This is a genomic window from Pseudomonas synxantha BG33R, assembly GCF_000263715.2.
Classification (GTDB): Bacteria; Pseudomonadota; Gammaproteobacteria; order Pseudomonadales; family Pseudomonadaceae; genus Aquipseudomonas; species Aquipseudomonas synxantha_A.
In genome coordinates this window covers 5,720,782-5,733,068 of sequence record NZ_CM001514.1, presented here as the reverse complement: position 1 = coordinate 5,733,068, position 12,287 = coordinate 5,720,782, and the positions used below count along the sequence as shown (strand labels likewise).

The window sequence follows — 12,287 nt, the reverse complement described above, 5'->3', positions numbered from 1 at the left end:
GGCCAGCATGTCTTTTGATCTCGCCGCGCGCCTCGCGGCCCGCCGTGCCGAACATCTTTACCGTCAACGCCCGTTGCTTCAGAGCCCCCAAGGCCCTGAAGTGGTGGTGGATGGCCAGCCATTGCTGGCGTTCTGCAATAACGATTACCTGGGTCTGGCCAATCACCCGCAGGTGATCGAAGCCTGGCGCGCCGGTGCGGCCCGTTGGGGCGTGGGTGGCGGCGCTTCGCATTTGGTGGTGGGCCACGTCACGCCGCACCATGAGTTGGAAGAAGCCCTGGCTGACTTGACCGGGCGCCCGCGTGCGTTGCTGTTTACCACCGGCTATATGGCCAACCTGGGCGCGGTCACGGCGCTGGTGGGGCAGGGCGATACGGTGCTGGAAGATCGCCTCAACCATGCTTCGTTGCTGGATGCCGGCTTATTGTCCGGGGCGCGATTCAACCGCTACCTGCATAACGACGCGGGCAGCCTGGCCAAGCGCCTGGAAAAGGCCACCGGCAGTACGCTGGTGGTCACCGATGGTGTGTTCAGCATGGACGGCGACCTGGCCGACCTGCCAGCGCTGGCCCGGGAAGCCAGGGCCAAAGGTGCCTGGCTGATGGTGGATGATGCCCATGGTTTTGGCCCGCTGGGCGCCCATGGCGGCGGCATCGTCGAACATTTTGGCTTGAGCCAGGACGATGTACCGGTGCTGGTTGGCACCTTGGGCAAAGCCTTCGGCACCGCCGGGGCATTTGTGGCAGGCAGTGAAGACTTGATCGAAAGCCTGATCCAGTTTGCCCGGCCGTATATCTACACCACCAGCCAGCCACCGGCACTGGCCTGCGCCACCCTCAAAAGCCTGGAGTTGCTGCGCAGCGAACACTGGCGGCGTGAGCACCTCAATGGGTTGATCCGCCAGTTCCGTCGCGGTGCCGAGCAGTTGGGCCTGGCATTGATGGACAGCTTTACGCCGATCCAGCCGATCCTGATCGGCGACAGCGCCCGGGCGTTGCAGCTGTCACAGATGCTGCGCGAGCGTGGGCTGATGGTGACTGCAATCCGCCCGCCGACTGTTCCGGCCGGCAGTGCAAGGTTGCGCGTGACATTGACGGCCGCGCACAGCGAAGCGCAGGTGCAGCTATTGTTAAACGGATTAGAGCAATGTTTCCGGTTGTTGAATGCAGCGGAGCCCGACCATGCGTGATCGCCTGATACTGCTGCCCGGTTGGGGGCTCGGTGTGTCGCCGCTGGAACCGTTGGCCGCGGCACTGCAGGGCCTCAACGAGCACCTGCGGGTACAGATCGAACCCTTGCCGGCGCTGGACTCCAGCGATCTGGATGAGTGGCTTGACGAGCTCGATGCGACGCTGCCGGACGATGTCTGGCTCGGGGGCTGGTCGCTGGGTGGGATGCTCGCTTCAGAGTTGGCGGCGCGCCGTGGTGAGCGTTGCTGCGGTTTGCTGACCCTGGCGAGCAACCCGTGTTTCGTCGCCCATGATGGTTGGCCCCACGGGATGCCCGCCGAGACCTTCGATGCGTTTCTGGCGGGCTGCCACGCCGACTCTCAGGTCACCCTCAAGCGCTTCGGCCTGTTGTGTGCCAAGGGCGCGCAGGAGCCTCGCGGGCTCTCGCGTTTGCTGGTCAGCGGTGCGCCGCATACCGCCCCCAGCGTATTGATGCCCGGCCTGGAGCTGCTGGCCCAACTGGATACCCGGGCGGCCTTGCAGGCATTTCGCGGGCCGCAGTTGCATCTGTTTGCCGGCCTGGATGGGCTGGTGCCTGCCGAAGCCGCCAGTGACCTGCTGGCGTTGCTCCCGGATGTAGAAGTCGGCCTGATTGAGCAGGCCGGTCACGCGTTTCTTCTGGAAGACCCCCACGGTGTAGCGGGGGCCATCCAGGCTTTTTTGCATGAGTGTGTTGATGACTGACTTATCCCACCCTTGTCTGCCGGGTGCCTTGCCGGACAAGCGCCAGGTTGCTGCCTCGTTCTCCCGTGCAGCGGCCAGCTACGACAGCGTGGCCGAGTTGCAGCGCGCGGTCGGGCATGAATTGCTCCGCCGTTTGCCCAGCGAGCTTTCGCCACACCGCTGGCTGGATATGGGTTGCGGCACAGGGTATTTCAGTCGAGTGCTGGGTGAGCGTTTGCCCGGGAGCGAGGGCGTGGCGCTGGATATCGCCGAAGGCATGCTCAACCACGCGCGTCCGTTGGGCGGCGCCGCGCATTTCATGGCTGGCGATGCTGAACGCTTGCCGCTGAAGGCTGACAGCTTCGAGCTGCTCTTCTCCAGCCTCGCTGTGCAATGGTGTGCCAACTTCGATGCAGTGCTCAGCGAAGCTCAGCGCGTATTGCAACCTGGCGGTGTGTTGGCGTTCGCAAGCCTGTGCGTGGGTACCCTGGATGAACTGCGCGAAAGCTGGCGAGCGGTAGACGGCCTGGTGCACGTCAATCGCTTTCGCACCTTCGAGGCTTATCAGCAGTTATGTGCGGCCAGCGGCTTGCGGGTGGTGAGCCTTGCGCGACAGCCCCATGTGCTGCATTACCCGGATGTGCGCAGCCTGACCCACGAGCTCAAAGCGTTGGGCGCCCATAACCTCAACCCCGGCCGCCCCGGCGGCTTGACGGGGCGCGCGCGGATTGTTGCACTGGTAGACGCATACGAGCAGTTCCGTCAGGCTCAGGGCCTGCCCGCCACGTATCAGGTGGTGTACGCCGTACTGGAGAAACCGCTATGAGCGTCGCTTACTTCATCACCGGCACCGACACCGATGTGGGCAAGACCACTATCGCGGCCGGCCTGTTGCATGCTGCCAGGCTCGCAGGCAAAAGCACGGCCGCCGGGAAGCCGGTGGCGTCGGGGTGCCGGTTGACTGCCCAGGGTTTGCGCAATGCCGATGCACTGGTGTTGCTGGCCGAGTGCTCATTGCCGCTCAGTTATGCCGAGGTCAACCCGGTGGCATTCGAGCCGGCTATCGCGCCGCATCTGGCTGCGCGCGAGGCGGGCGTGGGGCTGACGGTGCAATCGTTGCTCAAGCCGATGCAACAGATTCTGGCCCGTGGAGCCGACTTTACTTTGATCGAAGGGGCGGGCGGCTGGCGCGTGCCCTTGGCCGATCAGGCCAACCTGTCTGACCTGGCCATCGCGCTCAAACTGCCGGTGATCCTGGTGGTGGGTGTGCGCCTGGGCTGCATCAGCCACGCGTTGTTGACCGCCGAAGCGATCGCACGGGACGGCTTGCCGCTGGCCGGTTGGGTGGCGAATATCATCGATCCCAAGACCTCCCGTCTGGAAGAAAACCTCGCCACCCTGGCCGAGCGCTTGCCGGCGCCCTGCCTGGGGCGCGTGCCGAAGCTCAAGGATGCAGGTGCCGCCGCCGTGGCGGAGTACCTGGAGTTGGACCTGCTTGACTGATTTTGGCTATCGCAAGGCATTATGCCATTAGTGTTTTTGACGGGCCTTTTGCCGGGATGTCTGCTTCAATCCACCTTCACGATTCTCTCAAGGCAGGCTTAAGCCATGGAAATCTCTGGAAGCAGCGCGTTTTATTCGGGCCTGAGCAGTATTCAGACCGGGCAGAGCCGTGTCGACCAGGCGGCCGGCAAGATTGCCAGCGCCGCAACAGCCCAGCCATCGGCCGCGCAAAGCGATCGTCTGCAAGCCAATGACCGCGCCCAAGCATCAAGCTCGGCGAGCAATATGGTGGAAATGGCCCAGGGCAAGTTTCAAGTCGAGCTGGGGGCAAAAGTCGCCAAGGCTTCGGATGAAATGCTCGGTACGTTGATCGATACCTACGCCTGATCCCGTCCCACCCTGTAGGAGCGAGCTTGCTCGCGAAAAACGCCAACGATAACGCGTGCCGCCTGAACTGGCGCGGTGTGCTGATGTCCTTCGCGAGCAAGCTCGCTCCTACATAAAACTTCATCTTTCCTGAAAATTCTGTGTGGCATCCCGCCGCAGGCCTTGCCGTGCCTGGCGATGACCTGCGTCAAGACAAACGGCATCTGGCCGACGCTTGACAACCCTGGGTCGTAAACGTATGTTTCAAACACCTGTTTGACCGCCATAACAAATCCACGCGGTTGTTCATCCCAGATACATCAGCAGAGGTTTATCGCTATGCCTGACTACAAGGCCCCCTTGCGTGATATTCGCTTCGTTCGTGACGAACTGCTCGGTTATGAAGCGCACTATCAGAGCCTGCCGGCTTGCCAGGACGCTACCCCGGACATGGTCGACGCCATCCTCGAAGAAGGCGCCAAGTTCTGTGAGCAAGTGCTGGCACCGCTGAACCGCGTGGGCGACATCGAAGGGTGTACCTGGAGTGAGTCAGGCGTTAAGACCCCTACCGGTTTCAAAGAAGCCTACAAACAGTTCGTCGAAGGCGGCTGGCCGAGCCTGGCCCATGACGTGGAGCACGGTGGCCAAGGCCTGCCGGAGTCCCTGGGCCTGGCTGTGAGCGAAATGGTCGGCGAAGCCAACTGGTCGTGGGGCATGTACCCTGGCCTGTCCCATGGCGCGATGAACACCATTTCCGAGCACGGCACCCCCGAGCAGCAAGACGCTTACCTGACCAAACTGGTGTCGGGCGAATGGACCGGCACCATGTGCCTGACCGAGCCACACTGCGGTACCGACCTGGGCATGCTGCGCACCAAGGCCGAGCCTCAGGCTGACGGCTCCTACAAAGTCTCCGGCACCAAGATCTTCATCTCGGCCGGTGAACACGACATGGCCGACAACATCGTCCACATCGTACTGGCCCGCCTGCCCGACGCACCGGCCGGCACCAAAGGCATCTCGCTGTTTATCGTGCCCAAGTTCCTGCCTAACGCCGATGGTTCGGTGGGCGAGCGCAACGCGGTCACCTGTGGTTCCCTGGAACACAAGATGGGCATCCACGGCAACGCCACCTGCGTGATGAACTTCGACGCGGCCACCGGTTTCCTGATCGGCCCGGCGAACAAAGGCCTGAACTGCATGTTCACCTTTATGAACACCGCTCGCCTGGGCACCGCCCTGCAAGGCTTGGCCCACGCCGAAATCGGCTTCCAGGGCGGCCTGAAATATGCGCGTGATCGCCTGCAAATGCGCTCCCTGACCGGCCCTAAAGCACCGGAAAAAGCCGCTGACCCGATCATCGTGCACCCAGACGTACGCCGCATGCTGCTGACCATGAAAGCCTTCGCCGAAGGTAACCGCGCGATGGTGTACTTCACCGCCAAGCAAGTGGACATCGTCAAGTACGGCACCGACGACGAAGCCAAGAAACAGGCCGATGGCCTGCTGGCATTCATGACCCCGATCGCCAAGGCGTTCATGACCGAAGTCGGTTTTGAATCGGCCAACCACGGCGTGCAGATCTACGGTGGCCACGGCTTCATCGCCGAGTGGGGCATGGAACAGAACGTGCGCGACAGCCGTATTTCGATGCTGTACGAAGGCACCACTGGCATCCAGGCCCTGGACTTGCTCGGCCGCAAAGTGCTGATGACCCAAGGCGAAGCGCTCAAGGGCTTTACCAAGATTGTGCACAAGTTCTGCCAGGCCAACGAAGGTAACGAAGCGGTTAAAGAGTTCGTGGCACCGCTGGCGGCACTGAACAAGGAGTGGGGCGAGTTGACCATGAAGGTCGGCATGGCCGCGATGAAAGACCGCGAAGAAGTCGGTGCCGCTTCGGTGGATTACCTGATGTACTCCGGCTACGCGTGCCTGGCGTACTTCTGGGCCGACATGGCGCGCCTGGCCGCCGAGAAACTGGCTGCCGGCACCAGCGAAGAGGCGTTCTACACCGCCAAGTTGCAGACCGCGCGCTTCTACTTCCAGCGCATCCTGCCGCGTACCCGTACCCACGTGGCAACCATGCTGTCGGGCGCCAACAACCTGATGGACATGAAAGAAGAAGACTTCGGCCTGGCTTACTAAGCCTTACCGGTTCTTTCTGAAACCGCCGCCTCCCTCGGGACGCGGCGGTTTTTTTTGCCCTTCTACAGAGTGTGGGCATAAAAAACCGCAGTAATGCACTCAGGGATTACAACCCGCTGCCGTTACAGTAGTGGCAATGTGATACGTGTCAGCCCGGTTGTGCTTAACTGGCTGCATAAAGGCACAGTGCCACTATTTTTGCGGGTCGGAGTTTTACCCTTGTCACGCGTGTCTGCTGTACGTTTCAGTCATTTCCTACCTTCGCTGCTGCTGTTGCTGGCCGGGCTTTCGGCTGCGTACGTCAAGGACCTCAACGTCTTCTTCACCTCGCTCTTCAACGTGTTGCCGACCCTGGTCCTGCTGCTCGGCGGCGCCTACTGCGCGGTCTATCGGCGCCAGCGTGAACTGTTCCTGATGATCACGGTGTACGTCGCCTATTTCCTGCTGGATACCCAGACCGATTTCTACCGCGACAATGGTCGCGTGCGTGACGACGCCGCGGTGGTGTTCCACCTGTGTTGCCTGCTGTTGCCGCTGCTGTTCAGCATCTACGCGCTGTGGCAGGAAAAAACCCATCTGTTCCGTGATTTCGTCGCCCGCTGCGCGGTGTTGCTGGCGGTGGGCAGTGTGGCGCTGGCCCTGGAGCAAAGTTTCCCCCAGGCTTTGCTGGGCTGGTTGGCGGAGATTCGCTGGCCGATGCTGCATGGCGCGTGGATGAGCCTGATCCAGCTGTCCTATCCCATGTTCCTGATCGGCTTCCTTACCCTGGCCGCCCAGTATTGGTATCAGCCGCGCCCGCTACACGCTGCCCAATTGGTGGGGTTTTTGGGCCTGTTCTGGATGTTGCCGCAAACCTTCATCCTGCCGTTCACCCTCAACATCATGTGCAGCCAAGTGATGTTAATGATTGCTGCCGGTGTGGCCCACGAAGCCTATCAAATGGCGTTCCGCGACGAACTGACCGGCTTGCCGGGACGACGCGCCCTCAACGAACGCATGCAACGGCTGGGGCGCAACTATGTGCTGGCGATGAGTGACGTTGATCACTTCAAACGTTTCAACGACACCCATGGCCACGACGTGGGCGACCAGGTGCTGCGCCTGGTGGCGAGCAAGCTGTCCAAGGTCAACGGCGGCGGGCGCGCCTACCGGTATGGCGGTGAAGAATTTGCCGTGGTGTTTGCCGGCAAGACCTTGGATGAATGCATGCCGCACCTGGAGGAGATTCGCGAGATCATTGCCGGCTACGCCATCAAGTTGCGCAACCCGGATCGTCCTTATGACGACCATCAAGGCCGTCAACGGCGTGCGGGCAGCGGTGCCTCCAGCGTGTCGGTGACGGTCAGCATCGGCGTGGCCGAGCGTCAGGCCGAGCAGCGTAACCCTGAAGAGGTGCTCAAGTCCGCCGACCAGGCGCTGTACGCCGCCAAGGGCGCCGGGCGTAACTGCGTGATTGCGGCAGGGCAAAACCGCCGTGGTGCGGTGCGCACGCAAAGCGCTGTGGGTTGAGTCAGCGCGCTGTATTTACTGTGACTTAAAAATACCAGATAGTCACAAGCAGACCCTATGTGTCTGAAAAGTTGTTCGGGTACACTCGTGGTCTGTAAAACCGATCCTATCGAATCACTTTTCATGTTCCCACGAGGTTTGCCATGGCTGATTACAAAGCGCCGTTGCGTGATATGCGCTTCGTCCTCAACGAAGTTTTTGAAGTCGCCAAGACTTGGGCCCAACTGCCGGCATTGGCAGACACCGTTGATGCCGAAACCGTTGAGGCGATCCTCGAAGAGGCCGGCAAGGTTACCGCCAAATCCATCGCGCCCTTGAGCCGCGGCGGCGATGAGCAAGGCTGCCATTGGACCGACGGCGCGGTGCGTACCCCGGACGGTTTCCCCCAGGCTTATGCGACCTACGCCGAAGGCGGCTGGGTGGGTGTGGGCGGCGATCCGACCTATGGCGGCATGGGTATGCCCAAGGCGGTGTCGGCGCAGGTTGAAGAAATGATCAACTCGTCGAGCCTGGCATTCGGCCTGTACCCGATGTTGACCTCCGGCGCCTGTGTCTCGATCAACACCCACGCCAGCGAAGAGCTCAAGGCCGCGTACTTGCCGAAGATGTATTCCGGTGAGTGGGCCGGTTCCATGTGCTTGACCGAAGCCCATGCCGGCACCGACCTGGGCATGATTCGCACCAAGGCCGAGCCTCAGGCGGACGGTTCCTACACGGTCAGCGGCACCAAGATCTTCATCACCGGTGGCGAGCACGACCTGACCGAGAACATCATCCATCTGGTGCTGGCCAAACTGCCGGATGCTCCGGCGGGGCCCAAGGGCATCTCGCTGTTTCTGGTGCCCAAGTTCATGGTGAACGCCGACGGCAGCCTTGGCGCGCGCAACCCGGTGACCTGCGGTTCGATTGAACACAAGATGGGGATCCAGGCGTCCGCGACCTGCGTGATGAACTTCGACGAAGCCGTGGGTTATCTGGTCGGTGAGCCTAACCGTGGCTTGGCGGCGATGTTCACCATGATGAACTACGAGCGTCTGGGGGTGGGCATCCAGGGCCTGGCGTCCGGCGAGCGCTCCTATCAGAACGCGATTGAATACGCCCGCGACCGCCTGCAAAGCCGCTCCCCGCTGGGTGCACAGGCCAAGGATAAAGTGGCAGACCCGATCATCGTGCATCCGGACGTACGCCGTATGCTGCTGACCATGAAGGCGGCCAACGAAGGCGGTCGTGCGTTCTCCACCTACGTGGCGACGCAGTTGGACATCGCCAAGTTCAGCGACGATGCGCAGGCGCGCGAGCGCGCCGATAACCTGGTGGCGTTGTTGACACCCGTGGCCAAGGCGTTCCTCACCGACCTGGGCCTGGAAACCACTGTGCTCGGCCAGCAAGTGTTTGGTGGCCATGGCTACATTCGCGAATGGGGCCAGGAGCAGCTGGTGCGTGACGTGCGCATCACCCAGATCTACGAAGGCACCAACGGCATTCAGGCGCTGGATTTGATGGGACGTAAGATCGTCGGCAGCGGCGGTGCGTTCTACACGCTGTTCGCCGATGAGATTCGCCAGTTCATCGCTGAATCGGGGGCCGAGCTGGCCGAGTTCACCACGCCACTCAGCGCAGCGGTGGATAACCTGGATGAATTGACGGCCTGGGTACTGGACCGCGCCAAGAGCAACGCGAATGAAATCGGCGCAGCGTCGGTGGAGTACTTGCATGCATTCGGCTACATGGCCTACGCCTATATGTGGGCGCGCATGGCCAAGGCCGCGTTGGGCAAAGAGGCCGAGGAGGCTTTCTACGCCAGCAAATTGGGGACTGCACGTTTCTACTTTGCCCGTCTGCTGCCGCGTATCCATTCGTTGAGCGCGTCGGTAAAAGCCGGTAGCGAATCGCTGTTCCTGATGGATGAAGCACTGTTTTAAGGGCCTGTAGGGCGTGTAAGCAATCTCTTACATGACGTGCTGCTAATCGTCCTCTATCGCCAAATTGGATCCACGGATAATCTACTTCACATGGACGTCGCGCAGGAAGCGCAAAGCAACAACACGGACACGTAGGATTCTGCCAGGACGGCGGAGTGAAATGGATGTCAGGGAAACAGTCTGCAAAGCCCCGCTTCGGCGGGGTTTTCTTTTGCCCGCGAAAAAGTCAGGCGCTTGCCTGCGGGGCATTCATCACGTCTTCCAGCAGGGTGCGCAGCAATGCGACGGTGGCCTGTTGGCGTTGCACATCGCGGCAGACCAGCCCCACCTTCAATGGCACCCTCGGTTCGCTCAAGGGTTTCCACAAAAGCGCCTGGCTGTTGTGTTCGTCCTGGGAGCGCCCCGGTAGCACCGTCGCCAGCTTGGTGTGGGGCAGGCTGTCGAGTATTCCCACCATGGTGTTGAGCTCCGCTTGCACCTGCGGGCGCCGCCCCAGGTTGGCCAACTGGCCCTGCCAGATCTGCCTGACTTGAAACTCCTCCCCCAACAGCAGCATCGGTAACTCGGCAGCTTGTTTGAGCGAGACTTTCTTGAATTCGCGCAGCGGATGGTCGTCGGGAATCACCACCTTCAACTCATCTTCATACAGCAGCACACCGTGCAGGCCCGGCTGGCGTGGTGGCAGGTAGCTGATGCCAATGTCGAGGGAGCCGTTGAGCAACCGCCGTTCAATCTCAAGCCCCGTCAGTTCGTAAATCTGCACCACCAAATGAGGCTGGGCCTTGCGCACGCGCTCAAGCATTTGCGGCACCAGGCTGGTGTGCACGGTTTGCAGCACACCGATGGCCAGCGTCCGCATGGCCTGGCCCTTGAAGTTGCGTAGCGCTTCGACGGCTTGCTGCATGCCATCAATGAGTGGCAACGCGTGGTTGTATAAAGTGTGCGCCGCCAGGGTCGGCAGTAGCCGCTTGCTGCTGCGTTCGAACAGACTTACATCAAGGTTCTGCTCCAGCTGGCGAATCTGTTGTGACAAGGCCGGTTGCGAGATCGAAAGACGTTCCGCAGCACGCCCTACGTGGCCTTCCTCATACACCGCGACGAAATAACGCAGTTGCTTGAAATCCATAAGGCTTACTTATCGAAAAAGCTGGAAAATCGAAATGGCCGCTGGCCCGCGAGGGCCCTAGTCTAGCGCCTATTCGCAGGGCTTACAGGGCCGGATCGGACAATGAACAGCGTTTTTGTTGATAGCGTTTACATAGGTAAGGCAAAAAAACCTCAGGTGCAATGGTCCGGCCGTAACCACCAAGGTCAGGTTGCAAACGGGGGTAAGTTGTGAATCTGTTCAACATCCGCCGCCCCGCCCCGAGCCTGGATGACCTGATCCAGGATGCCCCACGCGACACGCATTCAACCGAGCATTTGATGCCCACTGTGGCGCGCCCACCTCAAGTGTTTGTGCGCGGCCAGGGCTCGTGGCTGTGGGACAGTGATGAGCGTGCCTATCTGGACTTCAGCCAAGGCAATGCCGCCAACAGCCTGGGCCATAGCCCACAGGTATTGATCAAGGCCCTGGCTGCGCAAACCCAGGCGCTGATCAATCCCGGCAATGGCCTGCACAACCGTGCCCAACTCAATCTCGTCGAGCGTCTTTGCCAGCATACCGGCAGCGACCAGGCTTACCTGCTCAATAGCGGCGCGGAGGCCTGCGAGGCGGCAATCAAACTGGCACGCAAGTGGGGGCAACTGCACCGTGGCGGCGCCTATCGCATTATCAGCGCCAGCAACGGTTGCCATGGACATGGCTTCGCTACGCTGGCGGCTTCGGCCGGTACCTTGGTAAACCGTTTCGAACCGCAATTGCCGGGCTTCAGTCACGTCCCCTTCAATGATCTTCCCGCCCTGCATGCTGCCGTGGATGCCCAGACGGTGGCCATTCTGCTGGAGCCGATCCAGTGCGAAGCTGGCGTGATCCCGGCGACCGAACACTATCTCAAAGGCGTCGAGCGGCTGTGCCGCGAACTGGGGATCCTGCTGATCCTCGACGAAGTGCAAACCGGCATGGGCCGCTGTGGCACCTTGCTTGCCGAGCAACAGTACTGCGTGCATGCCGACATCATCACCCTGGGCAAGGGCCTGGGCGGCGGTGTGCCGTTGGCGGCGCTGCTGGCACGGGGCAAGGCCTGTTGCTTTGAAGTGGGTGAGCTGGAAGGCACCCATCATGGCAATGCATTGATGGCCTCGGCTGGGTTGGCCGTCACCGATACCGTGCTTGAGCCCGGTTTTCTTGAGCATGTACGCGTGTCGGGCTGTCACCTGGGCGAAGGGCTTGCCCGCCTGGCCTATCGCTACGGCCATGGCCCATTGCGCGGGAATGGCCTGATGTGGGGGCTTACCTTATCGGATGATTCTGCAGATGCGGTGGTAAAAGCCGCGCTGCAAGAGGGACTGATCCTCAGCGCGCCGCAACCCGACTGCCTGCGCTTCACACCGGCGCTGACGGTGAGCAAAAGCAACATCGACGAAATGCTCCTGCGCCTGGCCCGCGCCTTCTCACGGGTGCGCACCGCGCAACTGCAATGCCGAAAGGGCATTGCTGTTTAACCGTCCAATTCCTGAACCGTCTCGCGGTATACGCGGCGCCCTCAGCCTGATTCTTTTGGCTGGGGGCGTTTTTTTGCTTGTCGATTAAAGGATGGCGCAGTGCCAGAATCCACTGAACCCTCACGAACCGCCAATGTCGACTAGCTACACGGCTCACACGAGCCGATTTTCTGGAGCTGACCCATGGACATTATTCGTATCATCATCGCCATTCTGCTGCCGCCACTGGGTGTGTTCCTGCAAGTAGGTTTCGGCGGTGCATTCTGGCTGAATATCCTGCTGACCCTGTGCGGTTACTTCCCTGGCATCATCCACGCGGTGTACATCATCGCCAAGCGTTGAAGCC

11 protein-coding genes are annotated in these 12,287 nt (G+C 61.1%); 10 read left to right on the top strand and 1 reads right to left on the bottom strand.

Features of this window, described 5'->3' with window-relative positions:
* Positions 1–7: 7 nt before the first annotated feature.
* The 8 genes from bioF (at position 8) to PSEBG33_RS02555 (ending at position 9,337) form a co-directional block, all read left to right on the top strand.
* A complete protein-coding gene (gene bioF / locus PSEBG33_RS02520; RefSeq protein ID WP_005792091.1) occupies positions 8–1,189 on the top strand; it encodes an 8-amino-7-oxononanoate synthase in 1,182 nt (393 codons plus the stop codon).
* On the top strand, positions 1,182–1,913 hold the full coding sequence (locus PSEBG33_RS02525) for an alpha/beta fold hydrolase (RefSeq protein WP_005792090.1): 732 nt from the start codon (positions 1,182–1,184) through the stop codon (positions 1,911–1,913). The genes bioF and PSEBG33_RS02525 overlap by 8 nt, the downstream gene beginning before the upstream one ends.
* Positions 1,906–2,718: a malonyl-ACP O-methyltransferase BioC gene (gene bioC / locus PSEBG33_RS02530; RefSeq protein ID WP_005792089.1), complete on the top strand. Its 813-nt coding sequence runs from the start codon at positions 1,906–1,908 to the stop codon at positions 2,716–2,718. The genes PSEBG33_RS02525 and bioC overlap by 8 nt, the downstream gene beginning before the upstream one ends.
* The gene (gene bioD, locus PSEBG33_RS02535; protein ID WP_005792088.1) at positions 2,715–3,395 is read left to right on the top strand and encodes a dethiobiotin synthase; all 681 of its coding nucleotides are present in this window, start codon (positions 2,715–2,717) and stop codon (positions 3,393–3,395) included. The genes bioC and bioD overlap by 4 nt, the downstream gene beginning before the upstream one ends.
* A 105-nt stretch (positions 3,396–3,500) precedes the next feature.
* Entirely contained in the window at positions 3,501–3,782 is a 282-nt protein-coding gene (locus tag PSEBG33_RS02540) for a hypothetical protein (RefSeq protein WP_005792087.1), read from the top strand.
* A 318-nt stretch (positions 3,783–4,100) separates the two neighbouring features.
* Positions 4,101–5,906, top strand: coding sequence for a phenylacyl-CoA dehydrogenase (locus PSEBG33_RS02545; RefSeq protein WP_005792086.1), 1,806 nt, complete (start codon positions 4,101–4,103; stop codon positions 5,904–5,906).
* Between the two features lie 219 nt (positions 5,907–6,125).
* Positions 6,126–7,415 carry a sensor domain-containing diguanylate cyclase gene (locus PSEBG33_RS02550; protein WP_005792085.1) on the top strand — a complete coding sequence of 430 codons (1,290 nt, stop codon included), beginning with the start codon at positions 6,126–6,128 and terminating at the stop codon, positions 7,413–7,415.
* A 143-nt stretch (positions 7,416–7,558) separates the two neighbouring features.
* Positions 7,559–9,337 (top strand): acyl-CoA dehydrogenase C-terminal domain-containing protein, encoded by a 1,779-nt coding sequence (locus PSEBG33_RS02555; protein ID WP_005792084.1) that lies wholly within the window; start codon positions 7,559–7,561, stop codon positions 9,335–9,337.
* 226 nt (positions 9,338–9,563) lie between these two features.
* Here PSEBG33_RS02555 and PSEBG33_RS02560 read toward each other — a convergent pair whose 3' ends face one another.
* The gene (locus tag PSEBG33_RS02560; protein ID WP_005792083.1) at positions 9,564–10,463 is read right to left on the bottom strand and encodes a LysR family transcriptional regulator; all 900 of its coding nucleotides are present in this window, start codon (positions 10,461–10,463) and stop codon (positions 9,564–9,566) included.
* A 209-nt stretch (positions 10,464–10,672) separates the two neighbouring features.
* Here PSEBG33_RS02560 and PSEBG33_RS02565 point away from each other — a divergent pair, with 209 nt between their 5' ends.
* Together PSEBG33_RS02565 and PSEBG33_RS29135 are read left to right on the top strand one after the other, a co-directional pair.
* Entirely contained in the window at positions 10,673–11,941 is a 1,269-nt protein-coding gene (locus PSEBG33_RS02565; RefSeq protein ID WP_005792082.1) for an aspartate aminotransferase family protein, read from the top strand.
* 183 nt (positions 11,942–12,124) lie between these two features.
* The gene (locus PSEBG33_RS29135; RefSeq protein ID WP_003194776.1) at positions 12,125–12,283 is read left to right on the top strand and encodes a YqaE/Pmp3 family membrane protein; all 159 of its coding nucleotides are present in this window, start codon (positions 12,125–12,127) and stop codon (positions 12,281–12,283) included.
* The last annotated feature ends 4 nt before the right edge of the window (positions 12,284–12,287 follow it).